Below are 26,966 nucleotides of genomic sequence, written 5' to 3' on the forward strand. Positions count from 1 at the left end.
GATCGATGTCGCGAGTGACCTATCACGACGCCGCACGTGTGTTCGCCGGTAACTCCCCTGTCCGCGCGGTCGACAACCTACGGTTGACCGTCGACGACGGCGAGTTCCTGGTGTTGGTCGGACCGTCCGGATCCGGCAAGTCCACCGCGCTGCGCATGCTGGCGGGACTGGAGGAGATCGACGAGGGCAGCGTGCACATCGGTGATACCGACGTGACCTCGATGCCGCCCAAGTCCCGCGACATCGCGATGGTCTTTCAGTCCTACGCGCTCTATCCGCACATGACCGTGGCCGAGAACATGGGTTTCGCGCTGAAGCTGCGCCGGATACCCAAGCAGGACGTGCGGCAGCGGGTGACGGAGGCGGCCGAGCTGTTGGACCTGACCGAGTACCTGGACCGCAAGCCCAGAGCGCTGTCCGGCGGGCAACGGCAACGTGTCGCCATGGGCAGGGCCATCGTGCGGGAACCCTCGGTGTTCCTGATGGACGAGCCGCTGTCGAACCTGGACGCCAAGCTGCGGGTGGAGACCCGGGCGAACATCGCCGCGCTGCAGCGCAGACTCGGCACGACCACCATCTACGTCACCCACGATCAGACCGAGGCCATGACGATGGGACATCGCGTGGCGGTGCTGGCGGACGGGGTGCTGCAACAGTGTGACACTCCCAGGGAGCTCTACGAACGCCCTGCCAACGCCTTCGTGGCGGGCTTCATCGGCTCACCCGCGATGAACCTGGAGACCGTGCCGCTGACAGCCGGTGGTGCCCGACTGGACGAGGTGACCCTGCCGATCCCCCGCGCGGCGATGGACTCCCTGGGAGGCGGCTCCGAGGTCACCGTCGGAATCAGGCCCGAATCACTGCGGCTGGTCTCCGACGAACAGCCGGACGGCCTCGCACTGCACGTGGAACTCGTCGAGGAGCTGGGGGCCGACTGCCTGATTCACGGCCGGACCGCCGTGGACGGCAAACGGCTGATCGTACGTGCCGACGGGCGCAGGCCACCGGCGCTGGGCGACACGGTGCACGTGGTGGTGCGCGACCCCGAGGAGATCCACCTGTTCGACGCGGAAAGCGGCAACCGACCGGAGTGAGATCCGGCGCTCCGCGAACGTGACACGCACGGGCCGGTGACCGCATGTCCCTCGGTCACCGGCCACGACACCCGCATCTCACCGGTACGGTTCTCGGGGTCCTTCCGGGTGACCGGCCGTCTCGGAGCTGTCGCGCCGAACGGCGTCCCTTTCTCCGGGCGACGGACGCACCGGGAAAGCCCGTCGTCGACGTCGAGGGTCTTCACTGCTGCTTTCCTGTCGTGTTTTCGAGAAGGCTCGGTCTTTTCGGTTCCAAAAACACCGAAAACCACCTCGTCAACGCGACCACCCGCGGGTTCTCCCGTGCGGCTCTCGCGAGGACGCCGGAGACGTGGCGTAGTACCCTACTCGATGTCTCCGGACCCGCAGCGAGAGCCGCACGAGAGGTCCCGCCGAGCGAGCGACCCGCCAACCCGACCGGAAAACTTCAATCAGCTCACCGGCGGAGTGCTCGCGCGCACTACCACCTCACCACTGAACCGGCGGGTACGGGAACGTTCGGCGGGCTCGTCGAGCAGGAAGCCCAGCGCCTCCTCGCCGAGACGTTCCAGCGGGATCCGCACCGTCGTCAACGACGGCCACACGTCCCGCAGACTGGCGATGTCGTCGAAGCCCGCCACTGCCAGCTCGTCCGGTAACCGGACTCCCCGATCGCGAAACGCCGACAGGGCTCCCACCGCCATGACGTCGTTGACCGCGAACACGCACTCGGGAGCGCGGTCGCGTTCGAGCAGTTCCGAGGCCGCCTCGTAACCACCGTCGCGCGTGAACTCGCCGTTGATCACGTCCCGACCTGCCACCTCGATGCCGTGCTGACGCAGCCCTTCCCGGAAACCCGCCAGCCGATCACGAGCCGTGAGCAGGTCGGAGGGTCCGGCGAGCACGGCGAACCTTCGGTAGCCCAGGTTCACGAGTTCCTCGGCCAACGCGCGGGCCCCGCTCCGGTTCTCGACGATGACGGTGTCGGCGGGCAGTATGTGCTGCCCGATGGCCGCGGCCCGTCCGCCCGCGGCGGTGTAGGCGTCCAGCTCGGCCCGCAACGCCTCCAGCTGCTCCTCGTTGGTGGTGCGACTGCCCACCAGGACGACGCCACGTGCCTGTTGACTGCGCAGCGAGGCGACGTACTCGGCCTCGCGCTCGAAGCGGCGCTCCGTACTGGCCAGGGTAATGATCAGGCCGTGCGGCTCCGCGTGTCGAACGACGCTGGCGGCGATGGTGGAAAAGTACGGGTCGGAGATGTCCGGCACCACCAGACCGACGACATCGGTGCCGCCCCGCGCCATGGCCTGCGCGGGGGCACTGGGCGAATAGTCCAGGTTCGCGGCGGCCTGCCGGACTCGCTCCCGCAGGTCGGCGCCGACGCTGCGCGTACTGCCGTTGAGAACTCGTGACGCGGTGGCCAGTGAAACCCCGGCCTGGCGCGCGACGTCGACCAGGTTCACCTTGCCGGAACCACGCGGCATCCGTCCTCCCTCACCCTCGGGTGATCCGATGCTACCCGCTGGAAAGCTCTTTCCAGCACGCTCCCCGGAGATTTCTTGCGTTCCCGGGAGGTTACTCCTAAGCTTTTGGAAAACGCTTTCCTTTACCTGAAGCACGCCTCTCAGTCCTGTCGGCGGCCGGTATGGCCCCTTCGGAGCGGCCAGCCACCGAAGCAGGCCCCGGCACCGCGAACAGAGCGCATCCCGACAACCCGAACAGAAAACTTCGACGAGGTCTCCGTGTCGCGCACTATCCAACTGCCCCGCTCGGACGGTTCGCTCTACAGTCACCACCTGCACGAGCCGGTCAACCGATCACTTCCGACGGAAGCGCCCACCAGTCGCATCGCCTACGCCGCCGCCCACGTCGTCGCCGATCCGTTCGGGGAGAACACCCCCGGTTCGGCGGCCGAGATCGACTGGGACAGCACACTGGCCTTCCGCGGACACCTGTGGGAGTGCGGCCTCGGGGTCGCCGAGGCCATGGACACCGCACAGCGCGGCATGGGCCTGGACTGGAGCGCGACCCGTGAGCTGATCCGCCGCAGCGGCGAGGAAGCGGCACGTGTCGGCGGACGCATCGCCGCCGGAGTGGGCACCGATCACCTGTCACCCCAGATCACCGATCTCGACGAACTGATCGAGGGATACCGCGAACAGCTCGACGTCACGCAGCGGGCCGGGGCGCGTGTGATCCTGATGGCCAGCAGGCAACTCGCCGCGGCCGCGGCGGGCCCCGCCGACTACCGAAAGGTCTACGACAAGCTGCTGGCCGAGGTGGAGCAACCCGCGATCCTGCACTGGCTGGGCCCGGCGTTCGACCCGGCGCTGGAGGGGTACTGGGGGTCGAACGACATCGACGAAGCGGCGGACTCCCTGTTGGAGATCCTGCACGCGCGTCCGGAGCGCATCGACGGGGTGAAAGTGTCGCTGCTGGACGCCGAGCACGAGATACGGTTGCGGGAGCGGCTGCCCGAAGGGGTCCGGCTCTACACCGGCGACGACTTCAACTACCCGAGGCTGATCAAGGGGGAGTCGGGCAGCCACAGCGACGCGCTGCTCGGCGTGTTCGCGGCCATCGCTCCCGCCGCCGCGGCGGCGCTGCACGCTCTGGACGAGGGGGACGAGGTGAGGTTCGACGAGATCCTCTCCCCCACCGTCCCACTGGCGCGGCAGTTGTTCGCCCAGCCGACCTACTACTACAAGACCGGCATCGCCTTCCTCGCGTGGTTGCGCGGTCAGCAGCCCGGTTTCGGCATGGTCGGCGGGTTGCAGAGCGGACGGAGCATCGTGCACCTCGCGGAGGTCTTCCGCCTCGCGGACGTGGCGGGCACGTTGCCGGAACCCGACCGGGCCGCCGACCGCATGCGCGGCCTGCTCGAGATCGCGGGGGTGGCACGATGACCGACGGCGGTATCGCACGGCTGTCGTTGAACCAGAAGACCCTGAACCGGTACTCGTTACCGGCAGCCGTCGCGGAATGCGTCCGGACCGGAATCCCGGCTATGGGGCTGTGGCGCGAACCGGTACAGGAGTACGGGCTCACCGAGGCGGCGGAGCTGATGCGCTCGAACGGGCTCCGGGTCTCCTCACTGTGTCGAGGGGGTTTCCTCACCACCGACTCACCCGAGGCCCGCGCGGAAGCACTGCGGGACAACCGGCTCGCGATCGACGAGGCCGCCGAACTCGGCGCCCCCTGCCTCGTCCTCGTGGTCGGGGGCCTGCCGGACGGCTCCAAGGATCTGGCCGGGGCGCGTCAACGGGTGGTCGACACGCTGGCCGAGCTCGCCCCCTACGCCGAACGACAGGGGGTGCGGCTGGCGCTGGAAGCGTTGCACCCCATGTACTGCGCGGACCGTGCGGTGCTGTCCACACTCGAACAGGCACTGGACATCGCCGAGCCCTTTCCCGAGAACCAGGTCGGCGTGGTGGTCGACACCTTCCACGTGTGGTGGGATCCGAAGCTGTTCGAGCAGATCGAACGATCCGGTTCGCGCATCGCGTCCTTCCAGGTCTGCGACTGGCTGACACCGCTACCGGCCGATGTGCTGCTCGGCAGGGGGATGATGGGCGACGGGCACATCGACTTTCCCCCGATCCGGGAAGCCGTCCGCCGAGCCGGCTACACCGGAGACACCGAGGTCGAGATCTTCAACGAGGAAGTCTGGTCCACGCCCGCCGACGAGGTGGTGGATACCATGATCGAGCGTTACCTCCACCTGGTCTGAGACAGCTTCTACGGGCTCGGTTGTCGAAGTTGCTCGGGCGGCGGAACCTCTCGCACGGCTCTCGCTGTGTTGTTGGGCCGTTCGCTCTGGCGGGGTGGTCGGTAGCCGGTGCGTGAGGCGGCGCCTCGCCGCTTTCATGGCCGCTTTCCGTCGCGTGGTGCGGGGGCTTCGATTTCGCGAGAAATCGACGCCCTCTGAGCAGCGGTGTGGCCCCGGCTCCGTCAATTTCCCACGAAATCGCCGGGCCACTTCGACGCAGTGCCGAACTCCCATCACTCCCGCAGGCCGCACTCCGACCACCCTCGCGATCGGCACCGCCGCGGGTTCTCCCGTGCGGCTCTCGTGAGGAAGGCCCGACGTGGCGTAGTGGCTACTCGATGTCGGGGCTCCCGCAGCGAGAGCCGTGCGAGAGGTTCCGCTCAGACAACCATCCAAGCAAATAGGGACAGCACTTTCTCGGGGACAGGAGAATTGGATGCGGGTACTGGCGGCTCCGGACAAGTTCCGCGGCTCGGTGAGCGCGGCCGAGGTGGCAGCCGCCATCGCGGAGGCCGCGAGGTCCTGCGGTTCGGAGTGCGTCGAGCTGCCGCTGGCGGACGGCGGCGAGGGCACGCTCGACGCGTTCGGCGGGGCCAACCGGTGGACCGAGGTGTCCGACCCGTCGGGCGAACGGGTCGAGGCGGGCTGGCGGCTCGATGCCGACGGGCGAGCCGTGGTGGAGATGGCCCGTGCCTCCGGCCTGGCGTTGGTCGGCGGCGCAGCGGGAAACGACCCCGAGAACGCGAGCACGCGAGGCACGGGAGAGCTGATCGCCGCCGCCCTGCGGGAGGGTGCGGAGCGAGTACTGGTCGGCATGGGCGGTTCGGCGACCACCGACGGCGGTTCGGGGGCCGTCGCCGAGCTGGCGGAGTTCGCACCGCTGGACGGGTCGAACGGAAACCCCGAAGTGCTGGTCTGCTGCGATGTGGAGACCGTGTTCTCGGACGCGGCGCGGATCTTCGGGCCGCAGAAAGGCGTCCGGCCGGAACTGATCGAGCACCTGACCGACAGGCTGCGCGAGATCGCCACCGAGTACCGACGTCGATTCGGAGTGGACGTCTCGAGGATTCCGGGCGGCGGCGCGGCCGGTGGACTGGCGGGTGGTCTCGCCGCGCTGGGAGCGCGCCCGGTGTCCGGTTTCGACACGATCGCGACGGAGCTGGGGCTACGGGCCGCGCTGGATACGGCGGACCTGGTGATAACCGGCGAGGGCAAGCTCGATCTCGGTTCGTTCGACGGCAAAGTGGTCGGCGGTGTCGCGCGCGAGGCGCGACGACACGATGTGGCGGTGCTGGCTGTGGTCGGAACCGCCGGCGCCGAGGCCGCGGCCCGGATCGCCACGCGCGACATCACCGCGGAGTTCGGAAGTGCTCGTGCCTGGCACGAGACGACCGAGTGCGTGCGGCGATGTGTGATCGACCGGTTGGGCCCCACCGCGAAGAGCTGACGCGAAGAACCGTCCGGGAGAGCTCACGGCGGAACTCGTTCACCCGGTCGGCAACCGGCCACGACGACGGGTTCCGCCGTGGATTCTCGGTACGCGGTGGGACGGCACCGGCGCCGTCCCACCCACGGCGGCGGAGGAGCGGATCAGGGCGCCTCGTCCGGGGCGATCGCCAACAGTGAGATGATCGCCAGCCCGCGTTGGGCGGCGTCGTTGGTGGCACAGGTGGCGAAGTCGCCGGACTGGTTGTGCGAGCGGCCGGTGGGGATCTCGTCCACCGGGGAGGCCACCGCAGCACCGTCCACCCTGACCGGTTCGGGCCAGGGCTGTCCGTTGGGATCGGAAGTGAAGCGCTGCCAGCCACGACGACGCAACCACGGCTCGTCCAGCTGTTCGCCCGCCCAAGCGGTCACTCGCGAGTAGATCGTCTTGAACACACCGGGATCGAAGTCGAACCCGAACCTGTCGATCTTCTCCTCTGCGGGAGCCTGCACGTAACGGGCGAAGTCGAGCAGGGTCCGCCGGAACTCGGGAACGTCGACGAGGTCGAGCGTCTCCCACAGGATCTGTTCCCCGCAGAAGGCCATCGACAGGTTGTAACTGCTCTGGTAATCCCCCTTGCCGAGGTTGGTCAGGTGTGCCGTCTCCGGATCGAACCCGACGGCCCCACCCGCCTCACCGGTGAACAGCCCGGCGGGAAAGCCCGCGATGTCCCGCATACCGGTGACGATCCGGTCCCGCCAACGGGTCTCGCCGGTGCGTTCCCACTCGGTCAGCCAGTTGCTGACCAGCGCGTACCAGTCCGGGCCGATGCGTAACCGGGTCGGCACCCGGTCCTGCGAGGACAGCACGTTACGCAGCGGCGGGACCCGTACCATGGTCTCGTCCGCCCGCAGCGAGGAACGCATCAGTTCCCCCAGCAGCTCGTCGGCGGTGAGGTAGTAGCAGAACCGCTTGGTGAACGACTCGGACACCCGTGCCTCCTTGGCGCCGTCGCCCCAGTGCGAGACGTTGTGCCGTGAGCCCAACCCGGCGAATCGGCCGGTGTGGTGCGTGTCGACCTCGCTGATGTGCTTGGTCATCGCCCGGGCCAGGCGGAAGGCGTTCGGATCGCCGGAACGCAGGAAGGCGTACCACAGCATCGCGTCGGTGCCGAGCTCGCCGTTGTCCCAGGCGTAACCACCCACGTCGTAGCGCCACTCGTGCCGGTCCGCGTCGTAGGTGTGCATCACGTCGCCGTGGTCCCAGAAGCCGTACCACTGGCGCTGGTCGACCTGTCCCGCGTAGAAGGCGACGTCACGTTCGAGGGAGTCCTCCAGCGCGGACTTCGCACTGCTGCCGCGGTCGGGCAGACTCCACCGGCCGAACACACCGGCACGGTGGTATCGCTCCGGACGGGCGACCAGCTGCGGCGGTGAGTCCACCACTTCGGACAGCTGGACGATCCGTTCCCGCGAGGGAGTGGATTCCAGCGCCCACAACCGCATCTCGGTGGAACGCGCGATCCCCTCCGGGGTGCTGAATCCCTCCTGCACGTCCTCGTAGGCCAGTCCCAGCCCGTGTGCCTCGGTGTCGTAGTGCCGCAGGTCCATGGCCTCGCCGTGCGGCGAGTAGGACCACAGCGTCACGGTAGCCGTGTCCCCCGCGGCACCGCGCACGTCGAGCGAACGGGGAAAACGCCGCCAGAAGTCGTGCATCCCCACCCCGAGCCCGCCCGAAACGCCGCCAACGTAACCGAACCCCGAGGCTCGACCTCCCCTACCGGCGTTCTTGAGCCAGCTCGACTCCGCGGAGGTGCGTTTCCACACCTCGAAGTGCTCGGAGGAGCCCTGGAACAACGCGAAGTCGTTCCACAGCGCCAGATCCCGATAGCCCTCCCGAACCTCCCGGGACCACTCGGCCGGTGGCGGCGTGGCGTCGCCCGCGTGCTGCGCGTGGCGCACCGCCTCGCCGGGATCGCGCCGCAACCCGGTGAGCACCCGCACGGGCTCACCCCACACTCCGCCCGAGGTGGTGCCGAACCGGATGTGCCGGTTGTGCGCGTCGTCGGCCATCGGAACGCCGAGTCGCAGTCCCATACCGCGGACGAAGACGTGCCGACTGTCGGCGTCCCAGTAGAAGTTGTGCACCAGGCTCAGCGACTCGTCGCCTGCCGCGAGATACACCCGCATGGTCCAGGGCAGCATCTTCCGACCTCCCGCGCCACGGTTGCGACCGTGGTCGCGCCGGTAGCGCCCGGAAAGCCTGACCACCGCGCGCACCGGACCGCGCTGCTCGATCTCGGCGTTTTCGACCACCCCGGACCACTCGGTCCGCCGTGGTTCGGCGTGTTCCCCGTCCGGGCGGTCCTGCACCAGCAGCGCCAGCCGACCGTTCTCGGCGGTGACCCGGTCACCGCGTCCGATCGACCGGATCACGTGGGCTCCGTGTCTGCCCACCCCGATCTCGACCGTGCCGTTGCTCAGCCGGATCTCGTCGCGGTCCTCGGACACGCTCACCGCGTTGTCCGGCGCGGCCGGTTCTCCCGGCTTCAACCGGTATCCCTCGGCGACAGCGTTCGCGGCGGCGGTGTGCCCACTCCACTTGAGCGTGCCGTCGGGCCAGTAGGCCAACGGCCAGGACTGCACCGGGACGGGATCGCCGTCGGCCGTGGTCAGGGTGAACGAGGTTTTCGCCGACATCTCGCCGCGGGACCACGGCACACCCCAGGTCGTGTTGACCGGGGCACCGGGTGCCTGGCCGAGCCAGTGCAGCTCGGTCGGTTGGTCGGAGTCCGGACCACCGCGCGGCGTAGCGGCTGCCTCGGAACCACGGACGAACAACGGGGTCGCGGCGGTTACTCCCGCCCCGGCCAGAAATCCACGACGCGCGAACTCGGAACTCGCTGACACGAACAACCTCCGAACGAGGGTCTCGGAACCGTCGCTGAACGCGAAGAACGGGTGTGGCGTCAACCCTTGGAATCCCGGGAGGGTCACCCCGGATCAGTCGAGGTGGAAGGTCTTTTCCAGTACGCCCATCGCCTGATCCGGATCGGCACCGCCGGTGTCCACGAAGAACTCCGCCATACTCTCCGATCTCGTTTCCCGCACGTGTCGAACGGTGCCGCGCGGAACAGTCCGCGGCGGTTCCCTGAACCCGAGTTGATGAAACGTTTTATAAAGCGAGACCGTAGAGCCGAAGTGTGGTCCAGTCAACAGCCGGGAAACACTCCGGTGACGCGGCCGGATCACGGCACCAGTCCCGCGACGACGGGACAGTGCGGCTCAACCGGGGAATGGACGATCTTTGGGCATCGCGAGCAGGCGGGAGCGAGCCCGAGCGGACACACGACGTGAACGCGCCCGGGACCGCCCACCACTACCGTCGCGGCAAAGTGGAACGCCGGACGATGAGTTCGGGGGAATAGATGACACTCTCGTGCTCGTGCGCGGGGTCGCCCTCGGTCTCCCCCAGCAACAGCTCGGCGGCGGTGGACCCCATCCGCTCGGCGGGCTGGCGCACCGAGGTCAGCGGAACGGCGGCGGCCGCCGCGAACTCGATGTCGTCGTAACCGACCAGGGCGACGTCTTCGGGCACCCGCACGCCCGCGTCGAACATCGCCTGCAACAACCCGAGCGCCAGCAGATCGTTGGCGCAGAAGACCGCGGTGGGACGCGGTCGCAGCCCCAGCAGTCTCGCCCCGGCGTCCCGGCCGGAGGCTACGTCGAGTTTGGCCGTTTCCAGCACCGTCAGACTCTCCGGCCCCAGACCGCCCGCCTCGATCGCACGTCGGGCCCCCACGAGCCGGTCGGTGCACTGCGCCAGGTTCGAAGGGCCGCTGATGTAGGCCACCCGCTCGTGGCCGTTCTCGACGAGGTGACGCACGGCCAGCTCTCCCCCGGCGACGTCGTCGACCGAGACCGAGCAGGCGTCGTCGCTGTCGACCACCCGGTCGACGAACACGTAGGGAATCCCGTGGCGCCGGAAGGCCAGCAGGTTCGCCCCGGTGGTGTCGGCGGGGGTCACCAGCACACCACGCACCCGCTGCTCGGCGAACATCGACAGGTAGAGCGACTCGGCCTCCGAGTCCTGGGCACTGTGGCACATCATGACGCCGAGTCCGTGCTCACGCGCGGCGCGCTCCGCGCCGCGGGACATCGCGACGAAGAACGGGTTGCCGATGTCGAGCACCAGCAGCGCGACCATGCGGCTGTCGCCCGAACGCAGTTGGCGAGCCGACTCGCTGCGCACGTAACCGAGTTCGTCGATGACCGCACGGACGCGTGACCGGGTGTCCGCCGATACCCGGTCAGGGCGGTTGAGTGCGTTGGAGACGGTCCCGATGGAGACACCCGCCCGGTGGGCGACGTCCTTGATGCTGACCTCTCCGGTGGTTTTGCGGTTGCTCCCGCCGGTCGACACCACACCTCCCTTGACTCGGATGCCCCCCCATCCTATCCTTCGCCTGAGTGAAACGTTTCACCGCTGTCGCCCACGAACTCGACACTGGCGGAACGGCCCCTCCTCCCCACCGCTCAACCATCGGAGCCACCAGCGATGCCGGACGAGAACGCCGTCAAGGCGGCCTTGAAGCACCAGCGAAGCGAGGCCCCTTCCCGGGTCTACGGGCACCAGGAGAAACCGGCAGTCGAACGACGGAGTGAGCGACAAGCGGGTTGGGGCGCGTGATCGGAGTCTTCCGCTCGCCCTCGGCGAGATGCCCCGTCCGCGGAGAATCCCACCACTCCCCGCCGCGGGCTCCCGACACCGAGCAGGCACACCAGTGAGTCACTCACCAAGTACGAAAGGGCCGATTCGTTGAACGAGCAGCCATCCGAGAACGTGACCGACGAACTGCTGAACCGGTCCCACCGGCTCGGTGCGGATCCGCGCAACACCAACTACGCGGGCGGCAACACCTCGGCCAAGGGCACCGGCCGGGACCCGGTCACCGCCGCACCGGAGCGGTTGATGTGGGTCAAGGGGTCCGGCGGTGACCTGGGCACGCTGTCCGAGTCCGGGCTGGCCGTGCTGCGGCTGGAACGGATGCGCGCGCTGACCGAGGTGTATCCGGGTGTGGAGCGCGAGGACGAGATGGTCGCGGCCCTGGACCACTGCCTGTACGGCAAGGGCGGCGCGGCGCCCTCGATCGACACCGCCATGCACGGGCTCGTCGAGGCCGAACACGTCGACCACCTGCACCCCGACGCGGGGATCGCACTCGCCACCGCGTCCGACGGTCCGAAACTGACCGAGGAGTGCTTCGGCGACAAGGTCGTGTGGGTGCCCTGGCGACGCCCGGGATTCCAACTCGGACTGGACATCGCCGAGGTCCGGAACCGGCACCCGCGGGCGGTCGGAGTGATCCTCGGTGGACACGGCATCACCGCCTGGGGCGAGACGAGTGAGGAGTGCGAACGGAACTCACTGTGGATCATCCGCACCGCGGAGGAGTTCCTCGCCGAGCGGGGAGATCCCGAACCGTTCGGACCTCCGGTCCCGGCCAACGAGGCACTGCCCGAGACCGAGCGGCACGCACGGGCCGCGGCGCTCGCACCGGTGATCCGGGGACTGGTCTCCACCGACAACACGCAGGTCGGCCACTACGACGACAGACGGGAAGTGCTGGACTTCCTGGCACGGGAGAAACACCCCCGACTGGCCGACCTCGGCACCTCGTGCCCCGACCACTTCCTGCGCACCAAGGTGCGCCCGCTGGTGCTGGACCTACCACCCACCGCGCCGCTGGAGGACGTGATCGAGCGATTGCGACAGCTGCACACCTCCTACCGGCAGCGCTACAGCGAGTACTACCACCGCCACGCCGACACCGACTCACCTGCCATGCGCGGAGCCGATCCGGCGATCGTGCTGGTGCCGGGTGTGGGCATGTTCTCCTTCGGCAAGGACAAGCAGACCGCCCGGGTCGCCGGTGAGTTCTACGTCAACGCGATCAACGTGATGCACGGTGCGGAGGCGGTGTCGCGGTACCAGCCGATCGAGGAATCCGAGAAGTTCCGCATCGAGTACTGGGCGCTGGAGGAGGCCAAACTCGCCCGCATGCCCGCCCCGAAACCGCTGGCAGGTCGTGTCGCGCTGGTCACCGGCGGTGGATCGGGCATCGGCAGGGCCACCGCTCGCCGACTCAACGCCGAGGGTGCCTGCGTGGTGTTGGCCGACCGGGACACCGAATCGGCCGAGGAACTGGCCACCGAACTCGGCGGCCCGGACAAGGCCGTGGCGGTCGGCGTCGATGTCACCGACGAGTCCGAGGTCGGCGAGCTGTTCGCGGTGGCGGCCCGTTCCTTCGGCGGGGTGGATCTGGTGGTCAACAACGCCGGGATGTCCATCTCCAAACCGCTGCTGGAAACCACCGTGGCGGACTGGGACCTCCAGCACGACGTGATGGCGCGGGGCTCGTTCCTGGTCTCCCGGGAAGCCGCACGCGGCATGACGGCGGCGGGACAGGGCGGGGACATCGTCTACATCGCCAGCAAGAACTCCGTGTTCGCCGGGCAGAACAACGTGGCCTACGGAGCCACCAAGGCCGACCAGGCGCACCAGGTGCGACTGCTGGCCGCAGAACTGGGTGAACACGGGATCCGGGTCAACGGCGTGAACCCGGACGGCGTGGTGCGTGGTTCGGGAATCTTCGCCGGTGGCTGGGGCGCGCAGCGGGCGGCCCACTACGGGGTGAAGGAAACCGAGCTCGGTGAGTTCTACGCCCAGCGCACGCTGCTCAAGCGGGAGGTGCTGCCCGAGCACGTGGCCGCGGCGGTGTTCGCGCTCGTCGGCGGCGATCTGAACAACACGACGGGAATGCACGTTCCGGTCGACAGTGGAGTGCCCGCCGCTTTCCTGCGGTGACGGCGCTCCTTCCGGTGCGAGCACCGTGTCACGCACCGCCGCCCTGCCCGACCACACGGACCGTCCCGTCGGTCACCCGTCGACACCTTTGGGAACGAGATCGCGATGACGAGCAACGAGTTCAACTGCGCCGCTGTCGACCTGGGCGCCTCCAGCGGCCGTGTGGTGCTGGGCAGGGTGGGCAGCGAACTGCTGGAACTGACCGAACTGCACCGGTTCGGGAACAGTCCCTCCCGGGACGGATCCGGGTGGCGCTGGGACATCGGCACGATCCACCGTGAGGTGTTGACGGGGCTGCGCCGCGCCGCCGAGCACTCCCCCAGCTCGATCGGCATCGACAGCTGGGCAGTGGACTACGGGCTGTTGGACCGGAACGGCACCCTGCTGGCCGATCCACGGCACCATCGCGATCCCCGCAACTCGGGAATGATCGAACGGGTCCGGGAACGGGTCGACGACGCCGAGCTCTACGGCATCACGGGGCTGCAGCAGCTTCCCATCAACACGCTGTACCAACTCGTCGCCTCTCTGGAGGATGACGAGCTGGATTCGGCGGAAACCCTGCTGCTCATCCCCGATCTGCTGACCTACTGGCTCACCGGTGAGATCGGTGCGGAGATCACCAACGCCTCCACCACCCAGTTGTTCGACGTCCGCGGCGAGGACTGGGCGTACGACCTCGCACGGCGGCTGGGGATTCCGAGTCACGTGTTCCCGCCGCTGCGCTCTCCGGGGGAGTTCGCCGGAACGCCGCGGGCCGCGGTCAGCGCTCACACCGGGCTCTCCCCGTCGGTACGGGTGACATCCGTCGCCTCGCACGACACGGCCTCGGCGGTGGTGGCCGTGCCGGCGACCGATCGGCGATTCGCCTACATCTCGTGCGGCACGTGGTCCCTGGTGGGGCTGGAGCTGGACTCACCCGTGCTGACCGAACGCTCCCGCGCGGCGAACGTGACCAACGAACGCGGCATCGACGGCACCACTCGCTACCTGCGCAACACGATGGGACTGTGGCTGTTGCAGGAGTGCCTGCGCTGCTGGCGGGAAGGCGGACTGCGCGCGGATCTCGACGAACTGCTCGAGGGCGCCGCCCGCCAACCGGCGTTCCGCAGCGTGCTCGACACCGACGATCCGGCGTTCATGGCGCCGCAGGACATGCCCACCACCATCGGCGCGGCCTGCGTCGCGGCCGGTGAGCCGGTCCCGGAAAGCCCCGAGGCCACGGTTCGGTGTGTGCTGGAAAGTCTCGCGCTGGCCCACCGCCGGACGGTGCGCGGCGTCGCGGAACTGGCCGACCGGGAGGTCGAGGTCGTCCACCTGGTCGGTGGCGGCAGCCGCAACGAGCTGCTGTGCTCACTGACGGCCGACGCCTGCGGGCTTCCGGTGGTCGCCGGCCCCACCGAGGCGACCGCGTTGGGCAACGTACTGGTCCAGGCACGCGCGCACGGCATGGCCGGTGACCTGTCCGAACTGCGCGCACTCGTGGCGGCCACACAACCGCTGCGGCGTTTCGAACCCGGCGACTCGGCCGACACGTGGGATGCTGTGGACCGCCGCGTCCGTGATCGCACGAGCACCACCACACGTGCGACAGTCGAATGAGGACAGCTCTTCGACGGCGTCTTTCGGATGCTCGGACTGTCGCCGAATTTCCGGAACCGGCGACGGCCCCCTCGTCCGGTTCGGGTGCGCGATCGGGACCCGAGCACGGGCACCAGGGCCGTCGCGGGGGCTTACCAGGAAGGAAACCGCTGTTATGCGAGTAGCGCTGTTCGCGACCTGTCTCGGGGACACGCTCTTTCCGGGGGCCGTGCGCGCCACGCTACGGGTGCTCGAACGACTGGGGTGCACGGTGGACTTCCCACCGGGACAGACCTGCTGCGGCCAGATGCACACCAACACGGGGTATCACGAGCAGGCCGTCCCGGCGGTGCGGAGCTTCGTCGCCGCCTTCGAGGGCTACGATCACGTGGTGGCCCCCTCCGGCTCCTGCGTGGGCTCGATTCGGCACCAGCACGACATCGTGGCCGAGCGCAGCGGGGACCGGAAGCTGTCCGAGGCGGTCGACCGGGTCTCGCCCCACGTCTACGAACTCTCCGAGTTCCTGGTGGACGTGCTCGGAGTGACCGACGTCGGCTCCTATTTCCCGCACCGGGTGACCTACCACCCGACCTGCCACTCGCTGCGGATGCTGCGGGTGGGTGACAAACCGCGGCGGTTGCTGAGCGAGGTCCGCGGTATCCGGTTGCTCGAGCTTCCCGAGGCCGAGCAGTGCTGCGGCTTCGGCGGCACCTTCGCGTTGAAGAACCCGGACGTTTCCGTGGCGATGGGGGCCGACAAGACGAGGCACGTGCGTGAGACGGGCGCCGAGGTCCTGTGCGCGAGCGACAGTTCCTGTCTGATGCACCTGGGTGGGCTGCTCGACAGGCAACGCGAGGGAATTCGCACGATGCACCTGGCCGAGATCCTGGCGGGAACCGAGGAGGACCGATGAGCGGAGTCGATCTGGGGATGCCCACCTTTCCGGACGCGGCGCACCGGGCGGTGCGCGACGCCCAGCTGCGCCACAACCTCGGCAGGGCGACCAGCACGATCCGGAACAAGCGCGCCGCGGTGGTCGACGAACTCGACGACTGGGAACAGCTGCGCGCCTCGGGCGCGGCGATCAAGGCACACACCCTGAGCCGGCTGGACACCTACCTCGAGCGATTCGAGTCCGCCGTCACGGCTGCCGGTGGAACGGTGCACTGGGCGCGCGACGCGGCCGAGGCGAACCGCATCGTCACCGAGCTCGTCCGCGAGACCGGCGAGACCGAGGCGGTCAAGGTGAAGTCGATGGCCACCCAGGAGATCGGGCTCAACGAGGCGCTGGCCTCGGCCGGGATCTCGGCGTGGGAGACGGATCTGGCCGAGCTGATCGTCCAGCTGGACGAGGACCGGCCCAGCCACATCCTGGTGCCGGCCATCCACCGCAACCGCTCCGAGATCCGCGAGATCTTCCGTCGTGAGATGGCGGGTAGCGGCACCCCCGCACCGGCGGACCTCACCGACGACCCGGTACAGCTGGCGGAGGCCGCCCGCCACCACTTGCGGGACAAGTTCCTGCGGGCCAACGTGGCCATCTCCGGGGCGAACTTCGCGGTGGCCGAGACCGGCAGCCTCGTGGTGGTCGAGTCGGAGGGCAACGGGCGGATGTGCCTGACCATGCCGGATAATCTGATCAGCGTGGTCGGCATCGAGAAGCTCGTGCCGAGTTGGCGGGATCTCGAGGTGTTCCTGCAGCTACTTCCCCGATCGAGCACCGGCGAACGGATGAACCCCTACACCTCCGTGCTCAGTGGCGTGACCGAGGGGGACGGGCCGAGCAACTTCCACGTGGTGCTGCTGGACAACGGGCGAAGCGAGGCGCTGGCCGACGAGGTCGGCAGTCAGGCGCTGCGGTGTATCCGCTGTTCGGCCTGTCTCAACGTCTGCCCGGTCTACGAACGCGCCGGGGGCCACGCCTACGGCTCGGTGTATCCGGGACCGATCGGAGCGGTACTGACGCCACAGCTGTACGGCGTGGAGTCCGAGGACACCGCCTCGTTGCCTTACGCGTCCACGCTGTGCGGGGCCTGCTACGACGTCTGCCCGGTGGCCATCGAGATCCCCGAACTGCTGGTGCACCTGCGCAACAGGACGACACGGGAGCGGAAAGGCTGGTTCGATCGGCTGACCGGCACGGCGATGCGAGGCCTGGGGTGGGTCTTCGGCGACAGCAAGCGGCTGGGTCGGGCGCAACGGATCGCCTCGCTGGGCGGAAGGCTGTTCGGCGGACGTGGGATCGGCAGGCTGCCGTGGCCGATGTCGCGCTGGACCGACGCACGCGACGCTCCCGCACCGGCTGCGGAGTCCTTCCGCCAGTGGTGGGAACGAAACCGGACAGGAAGCGGTGACGAGCGTTGAAACGATCCTCTGACGCACGCGAGGCGGTACTCGGGTCCGTGCGTTCCGCTCTCGCCGGGGGTCAACGTGGCTCGGCCGATTCGATACCCCGTGAGTACCGCGGACAGCGCCACGTCGAAGCCCTGCCGGAACTGTTCCGGGAGCGGGTCGCCGAATACCGTGCCGCGGTGCACACCACCGATTCGACGGAGGCACCGGAAACGGTGCTGGGCGTCCTGGAACGGGCCGATGCGCGGCGAGTGGTCGTACCGGAGGGCCTGCCCGCACAGTGGTCGGATCCGGTGGCCGAACACCACGACACGCTCGGGGACCGTCCTCGATTGTCGACGACGACGTTGGAGAACGCGGACGCGGTACTGACCACCTGCACGGTCGGCATCGCCACCACGGGCACGATCGTGCTGGATCACGGCCCCGGCCAGGGGCGAAGGGCACTGACCCTGCTTCCCGACACCCACGTGTGCCTCGTCGCCGCCTCCCGCATCGTCGACGACGTTCCCGCCGCGCTGGCGGAGCTGGATCCGGCCGGACCGATGACCTTCATCAGCGGGCCGTCCGCCACCAGCGACATCGAGCTGGAACGGGTGGAGGGGGTGCACGGCCCCAGGGACCTTCACGTCGTCATCGTAGGCGACGTGTGAACCTTTCCCGCCGAAACCGGCACGGTGTCGCTCCGACGATGCCGTGCCGGTTTCCTGCGTCACCTCCCCGGCGCGAACCGAGGATCCCACTACGCTTTTCGGATTCGTACCGATGGGAAAAACGGTTCACAGAACGCTAATCGTGTTATTCGGGGTTTCATCGAAGCTCTCTTGACATTGTTACCCGTGCTACCTATACACTCGCTGCCTACTTGGTAAGCGCTTACCAAAAGTGGGAGAATCCGATTTTCCTTCCTCGGAAACCGCAAGAAGCCACTCAACGACGAACCCGACTGGAAGATCCGGGCGATTGCTGCCCCAACACAGTGCAGTGAAACTTCCGACAACCACGGGAACGAACAATGAGAATCGGCACCTCACAGGCCGGTGAACGCGGCCGAACCCCGAAGATCCTGGGAATGGCCCTGCTGGCGACACTGACCTTCGCGGCACCGGCATACGCCGACCGCGACGCGAGCACGGCGAGCGAAACCACCGGCGACGTGTCCAACTCGGCCGTGGCAACCGGCACCGCCTCGGTCCAGGCGACCTGCGGCAGCGGGTCCTACGACGCCGAGGTCTACACGAACGACGGCAGCTGGGTCGCCCGCAACGGCTCCACGACGGTCTACAGCGGCGGCAACATGCGCGCGGCTACCCAGGCGGCCGTGAACAGCCTGACCCCGGGCAGGCAGAGCAAGGAACGAGTGGTGCTGTGGAACTCGGGCACCATGAGCGCGAGCAGCTCCATCGACCTGCCCAGCTACACCGTGCTGGACTCCTGCGGCACGATCGACGTGACCGGTGGCGTCTCCGCCGACAACGCCGTGGTCCGAGGCCGCGACGCCGACCACGTCGAGGTGCAGCACCTCAGCGTCACCGGGGCGCCCTACTTCGGGGTGTTCTTCCGCAACGGCAACGACATCCACCTCGGCCAGATCGACCTGCGACTGTCCGGCGGACTCGGCATCCGCATCGACAACCACGGTGACCGCGGCGAACTCACCACCAACGTGCGGATCGACGACGTCTACGTCTCCGGCACCGACAACCACGGCGTGGAGACCTACGGTGTGGATGGACTGACGGTGGGCACCGTGGTGGCTCGCGACGTCGCCTATTCGGGGCTGCTGCTCAACGACACCACCAACGCCACCGTTGGAACGGTCGATGCCCAGAACGCGGGCACCGGCACCGGATACGCCGCCTTCCGGATGGCCAACCGGAACGGACGCGTCAACGGCAGTTATCCGACCAACATCCACGTCGGCGAGGTGATCGCCCGTGGCGGCGGTCGGGGCGTGTTCTGCGTTTCCGAGAGCGGCGGAGCCGTGATCGACAACATCGACATCGCCAACACCGGGAACAACGCGATCCTCGTCGAGAACTGCTACAACGTCGAAATCGCCGCGGAAAGCGGTCAGGTCACCGGGCCGGGAACGATCCGGCTGGCCGCGCGATCGGAATTCCCGGTGACCAGAAACGTGACCCTGCACAATCTCACCGTCACCGATTCGGCCATTGTCGAGAACCCGTGCGGTGACAACATAACCATCACCAACAACACGCTGGACAACTCCTACCGCGACGTGTGCTGATCCACGTCGGACACGGCGATGTCCGGTCGAGACCGATCACTCGTGGGGCTGCCGAGCGGCAGTCCCACGAGTTCGTTTCCCGCCCCTCGACACTGCCACCCACGACAAACCCGCGGCTCCCCACATCAGTCGGTGAACCCGTCGAGCTCCTTCGCGATCTCCTCCATGGCGACCAGGTTGCGCGCCGCTCGCAGCATCAGATCTTCGGCGGTCTTCTCGTCCAGTTCAGCGTGCAGGGGGTGCCCGTTGACGCCGAGAAAGACCATGGCCGCCGCCCACGCGGTGCGCTTGTTGCCGTCCACGAGCGCGTAGTTACTCGCCAAGGAATCCGGACGTCTCCCCCGGGACTCCGCTCCGGCGGGATCACTTCGAGACCAGCTCGCCCGACAGTGGTCTGTCACCGACGAGTACCGCACGTGGGTCACTCCGCTCGGGAGTGTTGGTGCTCCGCACTCTCCTTCGCGATGAACAGGGAGCTGACCAGTGCCAGTACACCGAAACCCAGCGCCGTCAACAGGGCGGCCCGAAACGCGAGCTGAGTCGGCCCATCGGCGGCGAAGGTGGTCACCGCGCCGGAGGCCACGGCGATACCCATGGAAGCGCCGACACCGAAGCACGCTCCGTTGAGCCCGGGCAGTGCTCCCGGTTTGTCGGCGGGCGAGTTGCGCACGGCCAACCCGGTGAGCGTGGTGAGCCCGTAGCCGGTGTAGGTGATCCCGAGCAACGCGAGCACGCCACCGACCAACCACATCGAAGTCGGTCCGATGGCCAGTACCGCGAGCACCGCGGTCGTGCCGACACTGCCGAGCAGTACCGACCTGCGCCACCCGAAGCGCGGAGCGAAATGACCCGCGATGGGGGCCACCACAAGCCCCAGCGCCGAGGCCGGGGTCAAGAACAGCAGTGCCGAAAGGGTGGCGGACATGCCGAACCCGGCATCCGGTGTCTGGGCCAGCAGCGGGATCGTGAAGTTGAGCAGTCCGAACGCCGCGGCCAGGGTGAACGTCGTGGTCAGCAGCAACGGCCAAACCCCGCGGGACGCCAGTGTGGACACGTCGATGACCGCGTCACGGCTGTGCCGCTGGGCGAGCAGAAACCCAACCAGCAGGATCAGACCCGCGAGGAGCAGCCCGAGGGTCGCGGGTGAATCCCATCCCCACTTGCCGCTCTGGTTCAATCCGAGCACGATGCCCGTCAGTCCGGCGGCCAGCAGGGCGACACCTCGCCAATCCATGGTTCCCCTGCTCGCGATCGGCGTTTCCGGAACGGTGCGATACACCGCCCACAACGCGATCAGGCTCAGCACGAGGCTGATCGCGAACACGCCTCGGAAACCGACCAGATCGGCGATACTTCCGCCGATCACGGCGTCGAAGCCCGCGATCCCACCGTTGGTGGCGGTGACGATGCCCAGCGCACGGCCGAAGCGGGCCGGTGAGAAGAACTCGTGCATGATCAGGTATGCCAGCGAGAAGGTCGCCGCGGACACACCCTGGATAAGACGGCCCGCGATGAAGATCCCGATGTTGGGTGCCGTGGCGCAGACGATCTCGCCGACGATCAATACCGACAGCGTGGCCAGCAGCATGCGGCGACGCCCCCAGTAATCGCTCATTCGAGTGAGGGTCACCTGCCCCACGGCGGCCAGCAGGAAAAACAGTGTCTGCGCCAGACCGGCGAGTCCGCTTCCGACGGCCAGCCGTTCCATCAGATCGGGCAACGCGGGCGTCAGCATGGTGGCGTTCACCTGGTATCCCGCCACGGCCAGCACCATGGCGGGCAGCACGGTGGTGCCTCGCGAGGCCGATGTCGATCTCAGATCGCGGACGGTAGTCATCCGCACCTCCGCTCGGGAGTGGGTTCGTATCGGGTAGTGCGCCGGCCTCTTGAGCGGCGTCCTCACACGGATCGGCGGGATCCAGCCAACCCATTGATGTCAGACAAGCTGATTGAGTGGAGTGTCTACTAACTCGGACGTGCGAGTGTCAAGCCCGCGCGCCACACGCTCGCCGGAATCGAGGAAACGAAACGCGACACACAGCACCGAAGCGCATAAAGCCAGGACATCGGCGGATCAATGCCCGATATCTCCGTCCGGACGCGACAACGAGAAGCGGCGTGCCGCACCAGCAGGGCCGAGTTACCTGTTGACGCGCCCCTGAAAACTGGCTAGCTTGTCTGACAACATTGCCGAACAAGGGGGTCTGCCGTTCCGATCCGGGAAACACCAACCCGGTGCTCGGCGGGCGGTTCCACCCAGCGGGGTTCCGGCGATTTCACCGTCGCGATCACGCTGCGAGAACCATCGACATACGTCCACGCCCCGGCCCACGGAAAGCATCCGCATGAACAACGCGCATTCCCTGCTCATCGACTGCGACACGGGGATCGACGACGCCCTGGCACTGCTGTATCTGGCACTCGATCCTTCGGTCGACATCAGGGCGGTAACCACGGTGGGCGGCAACATCGATCCGTTGCGTGCCGCTGACAACAGCGGACGAGTACTTCGGCTGGCCGGCCGAGGTGACGTTCCCGTGCACGTCGGCGCCGAACACACGCTGGGGGCCGCCCGTCACGAATACGCACCGGAAATCCACGGTCACAACGGTTTGGGTGACGTCGAGCTGCCCGAGCTCACGCCGTTCGGTGAGCGGCCCGCCGCTGCGGAAGAACTCGTACGACTGGCACGCCGCTCTCCCGGGCGGCACCACCTGCTCGCGCTGGGACCGTTGACGAACCTCGCCAACGCGCTACGGCTGGAACCGCGCCTCCCGGAACTGCTGGCCGGGATCACGGTGATGGGCGGGGCCATCCGCAGGCAGGGCAACGCGACGCCCCGTGCGGAGGCGAACGTCCACAACGACCCGGAAGCCGCACGGACGGTGCTGCACGCGGGCGGGAATCTCACGCTCGTCCCACTGGACGTGACCATGACCGAAACACTGGACGAGGCCGCACACGCCGAACTGGTCGGTGCGAACTCGCCGGTGACGGACTTCGCGGCAGCGATCCTGGCCTACTACCTGGACTTCTACGAAACCAGGTACGGCAGCAGGCGTGCGGCCTGCCACGATCCGCTGGCCGCCGCCATCGCCGTCGGTGATCTGGCCGAGGTCGGCACCGAGGAACTCGCCCTCGATGTGCGAACACTTCCGGGACCGGAGCGCGGGGCGACGGTGCTCGACACCCGTTCCGAGCACTCGGCGGGCGGGCACTCCCCAACCGTCCGCGTAGTTACCCGAACTTCGGGGACGTTCGGAACCCGGTTGTGCGAACGACTCCGCTCCGCGGACGCACGCACCTACGCGGAACCGGCAGTACACCCCCGCACGACGACAGAAAGGAGATAGTCCCGTGCCGGAAACGGACCGCACGAACGAACCCCGGCCAACCGAACGAGCCGGCGTCACACGTCGTCCGGAGTTGGTGGTGGTCGGCTCACTGAACACGGATCTGAGCGCCCGGGTCTCCCGCCACCCACGCCCCGGCGAAACCGTCGCGGGATCGCCGCTGTCGATGACTCCGGGGGGTAAGGGAGCGAACCAGGCCGTGGCGGCGGCGAGGCTGGGCGCGCGGGTGTCGATCATCGGCCGCGTCGGTGACGACAACCATGCCGGAGAACTGCTGCGGGGGCTGCGTGATGACAACGTGGACACCACACACGTGCGCACGACTCCGGACACATCCACCGGCACCGCGATGATCACGGTCTCCGACGACGGGGAGAACAGCATCGTGGTCTCGGCCGCCGCCAACGACGAGGTGTCGGGGGATGACGTCCGACGCGCGGTCGACCACATCGGCAGCGCTCGCGTCGTGTCGCTGGTTCCCGAGATCCCGGTGGCGGCACTGCACACCGCCGCCCTCATCGCACGGGAGCACGCCACCAGGGTCGTGCTCAACCTCTCCCCCGTGATCGACGTCGACGACGAGCTGTTGCGACTGGCTGATCCGTTGATCGTCAACGAGCACGAGGCGCGACAACTGTGGCGTGGGCCGGACGGGGCCGCGGCGGAAGCATCCACCCTGGCACGAGAGGTGCTGCGGCTCGGCCCCAGGTCCGTGGTGGTCACTCGCGGTGCTCACGGCGCGGTGATCGCCACGCCGGAGGCGACCACCGAGATCCCGGCGGTGCCCACCGAGGCGGTGGACACCACCGGCGCCGGGGACGCTTTCGCGGCGGCGCTGTGCTGGCGTCTGGTCGAGGGCGACACGATGACTACCTCGGCCAGGTGGGCCGCACACGTCAGCGCGCTGACCATCGGGCACCACGGATCGCAGCCCTCCTACCCGGCCCAGGAAGCGTTGTCGGTGCCCGGGTTCGACGAATAACCGTCGCGTGGCACTCCTCGGCTGCTCCGGAACGACGCCGGATTCGCACGAGTCGTCCGGGAGGAACCGTCCCCGCTGTCAGAACGAGCCGGTGCGCACTCCCCCGGCGCGTTCGTAACTCGTGACGAGGACACCGTTGCTCGTCGGCGAGGACTTGGCCAGCCGCAGTCCGGTCGGGACCGTCCCGTGTGCGAACAGTCGTTTCCCGCTGCCGAGCAGCAGCGGGAAAGTCATCAACCGCAGCTCGTCGACCAGGTCGTGTTCCAACAACGTCTGGACGAGACCGTGACTGCCGTGCACCTGCAGCTCACCCCCGTCCCGGTGTTTCAGCTCCTCGACGGCGCCCACGACATCGGTTCCCAGCAGGGACGCCCCCTCCCAGTCGACCCGACGCAGCGTCCGCGAGGCGACGTGCTTGGGGCATGTGTTCAGTGCCCGGGCGACGGTGTCTCCCTCGTCGCGCACGTAGGGCCAGTAGGCGGCGAAGATCTCGTAGGTCCCGCGTCCGAGCAGGAAGTCCTCGGCCCCGGCGAACCACTCGTCGATCTGCCTGCCCAGATCGTCGTCGAAGTAGGGGACGACCCAGCCACCGTGCTCGAAGCCCCCTTCCCCGTCCTCTTCGGGACCACCGGGTGCCTGCATCACACCGTCGAGACTCACGAATGTGGTTACCACCAGTTCACGCATGAGCAGTCCTGGCTCTCGGGATCGGGAACCAACCGGGCCGGCCGCGACGTGGCCCGGTTCGGTCGGTCGATGATTTTCCCTGGACACCCCGATTCTGCCTCCCACCGGCGTTTCTTCGCACACCGAGGAGGTCGCGACGTCATCCGGTCGGGAGCCGTTGGCGAATACGGGCTCGCGTCCTGTCGCGAACCTCCTCCTCGGTGACGCCGGGAGCGATAGCGGCCAGTTCCAGACCGTCCGGGGTCGCGTCGAGCACCGCCAGATCGGTGATGATCCGGTTGACCACCCCCGAACCGGTCAGCGGCAGCGTGCACTCCTCGACGATCTTCGGGGTTCCGTCCTTGGCCACGTGATCGGTGAGCACGACGATCCGCCGGGCACCGACGACGAGATCCATGGCACCGCCCATGCCCTTGACCATGGCGCCCGGGATCGTCCAGTTCGCCAGATCACCGTTCTCACCGACCTGCAGGGCTCCCAGGACGGCGATGTCGATGTGGCCACCGCGCATCATCCCGAACGAGGACGCCGAGTCGAAGTAGCTCGCGCCGGGAGTGACCGTCACGGTCTGCTTTCCCGCGTTGATGAGATCGGCGTCCTCCGCACCCTCCTCCGGGAACGGGCCGAGGCCGAGAATGCCGTTCTCGCTCTGCAGCGTCACACGCACGTCGTCGGGGATGTGGTTGGCGACCAGCGTCGGGATACCGATCCCGAGATTGACGTAGTCGCCGTCGCCGATCTCGGCGGCGGCGAGCTCCGCCATGCGCTCACGGCTCCAGGCCATGGTTACCTCCTGCTCGAAGTTTTCCGGTCGGGTTGTCGGGATGCTCGCTCGGCGGAGCCTCCCACCGGCTCTCGCTCCGGGGATGCGACATCGGGGAGATGGTTCGAACGGGCGTGTGCAGCCCCGCGAGCGCTCCGCGGACCCGGTCAGCGCATCGGAGTCCGCACGGTGCGCTTTTCGATGTCCTTGACGCGCGGTTCGGCGCCAACCAGGCGGTCTACGTAAATCCCGGGAGTTACCACCCGTTCCGGATCCAGGTACCGCTGGTCGAGGTTCTCGGCCTCGACCACGGTGGCTCTTCCGCAGGTCGCCACGACCGGGTTGAAGTTTCGCGCGGCGGCCCGATAGGTGAGATTGCCGGCGGGATCGACGGTGTGGGCGTGCACCAGTGCCACGTCGGCGACGATCCCACGTTCCTGAACATAGGTCCGCCCGTCGAACTCGGCCGAGGGCTTTCCCTCCGCCACCGGGGTGCCCACTCCAGCTCGGGTGTAGAACGCCGCGATCCCGGCCCCGCCCGCCCGCATCCGCTCGGCCAGCGTCCCCTGTGGTGCGAACTCGACTACCAGTGTCCCGTCCAGGTACTGCTGGGCGAACAGCTTGTTCTCACCCACGTATGAGGCGATCACCCTGTCCACCTGGCGGTCCTCCAGCAGCAGCCCGAGGCCCTTGCCGTCGATCCCCATGTTGTTGGACACCACCGTCAGACCGGTGACCCCGCTGTCACGGACGGCCACGATCAGGTCGTTCGGGATGCCGCACAGCCCGAAGCCACCGACCGCGATCGTCATCCCGTCCGTGAGCAACCCGGCCAGTGCCTGTCGCGCATCGGTACACAACTCGGACAACTCGTCACCTCGTGATCTCGGGTCCACTGAACGAACAGACGGCAGTAAAAGGGCCCTCAGCTCTCTGCCGCAAGAATTCACGACGAACGAGCCACGAATCGCTCGCCGATCGACCACAGCACCGACAGTGCGTCCACTCCGCGAACGCTAGGATGGCGGCCGTGAACGACGGTCCGAACGCCCAGCTGGTCCCCCGGATCGGCTCCGTGCTGCGCGCGCTCTCCGCCACCAACGAGGCAGGCGCGGCCACCAGCGAGCTCGCCAGGGCAACCGAACTGCCACGACCGACGGTGCACCGACTGCTCAGCTCGCTGGCCGAAGAGGGATTCGTCGATCGCGACCGTCGAACCGGGCGGTGGTTCCTCGGTCCCGAGCTCTACCTGCTGGGCCAGACCTCGGGCACCCGCTACGACGTGACGCACCACGCCCGTGCCCACGTGCACCGGCTGGCGGCCAGAACCGGCGAGAGCGCGTTCTTCTCGGCATTTCGGGGCGAGGAAACGGTGTGCCTTGTCCGGGAGAACGGCGACTTCCCGATCCGTTCGTTCGTGCTCCACGAGGGAGCCCGGTTCCCGCTGGGAGTCGTCTCGGCGGGGCTGGCCCTGCTCGCTTTTCTCGACGACGCCGAGATCGACGCCTACCTCGGACGCACCGATCTGACCGAGCGGTGGGGCCCGTCGCACTCTGCCGAGGCGATCCGGGAGCGCATCGCCCGCACGCGTCGCGACGGCTACGCCGTCAACCCGGGACTGGTGGTGGAGGGAAGCTGGGGAATGGCCTCGGCCGTCTTCGACCGGTCCGGTCGACCCGCTTGGGCACTGACCCTGACCGGTGTCGAGACCCGGTTCCGTCCGGAGCGCCGCCCCGAACTCGGCGCCCTGCTGCTGCACGAGGCCCACAACCTCGGCCGCACGCTCGACGTCCCGGAGCACCGGACAGCTCACTGACCCGAATCCACCGCTCGCGACACCGGCGAACCTCGTGCACACCGGT

The 26,966-nt window shown here is 68.1% G+C and carries 21 protein-coding genes; 13 read left to right on the forward strand and 8 right to left on the reverse strand.

Annotated features, from left to right (window positions below; genetic code table 11):
• Nucleotides 1–5: 5 nt before the first annotated feature.
• Nucleotides 6–1,094, forward strand: coding sequence for an ABC transporter ATP-binding protein (locus BM394_RS01310; protein WP_092972897.1), 1,089 nt, complete (start codon nucleotides 6–8; stop codon nucleotides 1,092–1,094).
• A 431-nt stretch (nucleotides 1,095–1,525) separates the two neighbouring features.
• Here the strand turns inward: BM394_RS01310 and BM394_RS01315 are convergent, their stop codons facing one another.
• Entirely contained in the window at nucleotides 1,526–2,557 is a 1,032-nt protein-coding gene (locus BM394_RS01315) for a LacI family DNA-binding transcriptional regulator (RefSeq protein WP_092972899.1), read from the reverse strand.
• Between the two features lie 258 nt (nucleotides 2,558–2,815).
• Between BM394_RS01315 and BM394_RS01320 the strand changes: the two genes are divergently transcribed.
• The 3 genes from BM394_RS01320 to BM394_RS01330 all read left to right on the forward strand — a co-directional run bounded on the left by BM394_RS01320 (nucleotide 2,816) and on the right by BM394_RS01330 (nucleotide 6,289).
• The gene (locus BM394_RS01320) at nucleotides 2,816–3,979 is read left to right on the forward strand and encodes a dihydrodipicolinate synthase family protein (RefSeq protein ID WP_092972901.1); all 1,164 of its coding nucleotides are present in this window, start codon (nucleotides 2,816–2,818) and stop codon (nucleotides 3,977–3,979) included.
• Nucleotides 3,976–4,803, forward strand: coding sequence for a sugar phosphate isomerase/epimerase family protein (locus BM394_RS01325; RefSeq protein WP_092972903.1), 828 nt, complete (start codon nucleotides 3,976–3,978; stop codon nucleotides 4,801–4,803). Before BM394_RS01320 ends, BM394_RS01325 begins: the two co-directional genes overlap by 4 nt.
• A 475-nt stretch (nucleotides 4,804–5,278) precedes the next feature.
• A complete protein-coding gene (locus BM394_RS01330; protein WP_092972905.1) occupies nucleotides 5,279–6,289 on the forward strand; it encodes a glycerate kinase family protein in 1,011 nt (336 codons plus the stop codon).
• Nucleotides 6,290–6,432: 143 nt separating this feature from the next.
• Here the strand turns inward: BM394_RS01330 and BM394_RS01335 are convergent, their stop codons facing one another.
• Nucleotides 6,433–9,177, reverse strand: coding sequence for an exo-rhamnogalacturonan lyase family protein (locus BM394_RS01335; RefSeq protein ID WP_092973620.1), 2,745 nt, complete (start codon nucleotides 9,175–9,177; stop codon nucleotides 6,433–6,435).
• A gap of 469 nt (nucleotides 9,178–9,646) precedes the next feature.
• Nucleotides 9,647–10,693 carry a substrate-binding domain-containing protein gene (locus BM394_RS01340; protein WP_092972907.1) on the reverse strand — a complete coding sequence of 349 codons (1,047 nt, stop codon included), beginning with the start codon at nucleotides 10,691–10,693 and terminating at the stop codon, nucleotides 9,647–9,649.
• Between the two features lie 393 nt (nucleotides 10,694–11,086).
• On the opposite strand from BM394_RS01340, the gene BM394_RS01345 reads away from it, so the two are divergent.
• From BM394_RS01345 to BM394_RS01370, 6 genes are all read left to right on the forward strand, one after another.
• Complete coding sequence (locus BM394_RS01345; RefSeq protein ID WP_175529910.1) at nucleotides 11,087–13,135, forward strand: bifunctional aldolase/short-chain dehydrogenase; 2,049 nt, start codon at nucleotides 11,087–11,089, stop codon at nucleotides 13,133–13,135.
• A 105-nt stretch (nucleotides 13,136–13,240) separates the two neighbouring features.
• Nucleotides 13,241–14,737, forward strand: a complete 1,497-nt coding sequence (locus BM394_RS01350; protein ID WP_092972908.1) for a rhamnulokinase — start codon at nucleotides 13,241–13,243, stop codon at nucleotides 14,735–14,737.
• Nucleotides 14,738–14,891: 154 nt separating this feature from the next.
• Complete coding sequence (locus BM394_RS01355) at nucleotides 14,892–15,629, forward strand: (Fe-S)-binding protein (RefSeq protein WP_092972910.1); 738 nt, start codon at nucleotides 14,892–14,894, stop codon at nucleotides 15,627–15,629.
• The gene (locus BM394_RS01360) at nucleotides 15,626–17,080 is read left to right on the forward strand and encodes a LutB/LldF family L-lactate oxidation iron-sulfur protein (RefSeq protein ID WP_092972912.1); all 1,455 of its coding nucleotides are present in this window, start codon (nucleotides 15,626–15,628) and stop codon (nucleotides 17,078–17,080) included. Before BM394_RS01355 ends, BM394_RS01360 begins: the two co-directional genes overlap by 4 nt.
• Nucleotides 17,077–17,721: a LutC/YkgG family protein gene (locus BM394_RS01365; RefSeq protein ID WP_092972914.1), complete on the forward strand. Its 645-nt coding sequence runs from the start codon at nucleotides 17,077–17,079 to the stop codon at nucleotides 17,719–17,721. The genes BM394_RS01360 and BM394_RS01365 overlap by 4 nt, the downstream gene beginning before the upstream one ends.
• 362 nt (nucleotides 17,722–18,083) lie before the next feature.
• Complete coding sequence (locus BM394_RS01370; RefSeq protein WP_092972916.1) at nucleotides 18,084–19,319, forward strand: hypothetical protein; 1,236 nt, start codon at nucleotides 18,084–18,086, stop codon at nucleotides 19,317–19,319.
• A 125-nt stretch (nucleotides 19,320–19,444) separates the two neighbouring features.
• On the opposite strand, the gene BM394_RS22620 is transcribed toward BM394_RS01370, so the two are convergent.
• A complete protein-coding gene (locus BM394_RS22620; RefSeq protein ID WP_175529911.1) occupies nucleotides 19,445–19,642 on the reverse strand; it encodes a hypothetical protein in 198 nt (65 codons plus the stop codon).
• Between the two features lie 98 nt (nucleotides 19,643–19,740).
• On the reverse strand, nucleotides 19,741–21,156 hold the full coding sequence (locus tag BM394_RS01380) for an MFS transporter (RefSeq protein ID WP_092972918.1): 1,416 nt from the start codon (nucleotides 21,154–21,156) through the stop codon (nucleotides 19,741–19,743).
• A 508-nt stretch (nucleotides 21,157–21,664) separates the two neighbouring features.
• Here BM394_RS01380 and BM394_RS01385 point away from each other — a divergent pair.
• The gene (locus tag BM394_RS01385; protein WP_092972920.1) at nucleotides 21,665–22,672 is read left to right on the forward strand and encodes a nucleoside hydrolase; all 1,008 of its coding nucleotides are present in this window, start codon (nucleotides 21,665–21,667) and stop codon (nucleotides 22,670–22,672) included.
• A 79-nt stretch (nucleotides 22,673–22,751) separates the two neighbouring features.
• Complete coding sequence (locus BM394_RS01390) at nucleotides 22,752–23,654, forward strand: ribokinase (protein ID WP_245779940.1); 903 nt, start codon at nucleotides 22,752–22,754, stop codon at nucleotides 23,652–23,654.
• Nucleotides 23,655–23,732: 78 nt separating this feature from the next.
• On the opposite strand, the gene BM394_RS01395 is transcribed toward BM394_RS01390, so the two are convergent.
• The 3 genes from BM394_RS01395 to BM394_RS01405 all read right to left on the reverse strand — a co-directional run bounded on the left by BM394_RS01395 (nucleotide 23,733) and on the right by BM394_RS01405 (nucleotide 25,973).
• The gene (locus tag BM394_RS01395) at nucleotides 23,733–24,341 is read right to left on the reverse strand and encodes a dihydrofolate reductase family protein (RefSeq protein WP_092972924.1); all 609 of its coding nucleotides are present in this window, start codon (nucleotides 24,339–24,341) and stop codon (nucleotides 23,733–23,735) included.
• 139 nt (nucleotides 24,342–24,480) lie between these two features.
• Entirely contained in the window at nucleotides 24,481–25,125 is a 645-nt protein-coding gene (locus tag BM394_RS01400; protein WP_092972926.1) for a 3-oxoacid CoA-transferase subunit B, read from the reverse strand.
• A gap of 146 nt (nucleotides 25,126–25,271) precedes the next feature.
• Entirely contained in the window at nucleotides 25,272–25,973 is a 702-nt protein-coding gene (locus BM394_RS01405; protein WP_092972928.1) for a CoA transferase subunit A, read from the reverse strand.
• A 152-nt stretch (nucleotides 25,974–26,125) separates the two neighbouring features.
• Here BM394_RS01405 and BM394_RS01410 point away from each other — a divergent pair, with 152 nt between their 5' ends.
• Entirely contained in the window at nucleotides 26,126–26,920 is a 795-nt protein-coding gene (locus tag BM394_RS01410) for an IclR family transcriptional regulator (RefSeq protein ID WP_092972930.1), read from the forward strand.
• Nucleotides 26,921–26,966 lie beyond the last annotated feature (46 nt).

Origin of the sequence: Actinopolyspora lacussalsi subsp. righensis (genome assembly GCF_900116555.1) — a bacterium.
Lineage (GTDB): Bacteria > Actinomycetota > Actinomycetes > Mycobacteriales > Pseudonocardiaceae > Actinopolyspora > Actinopolyspora lacussalsi.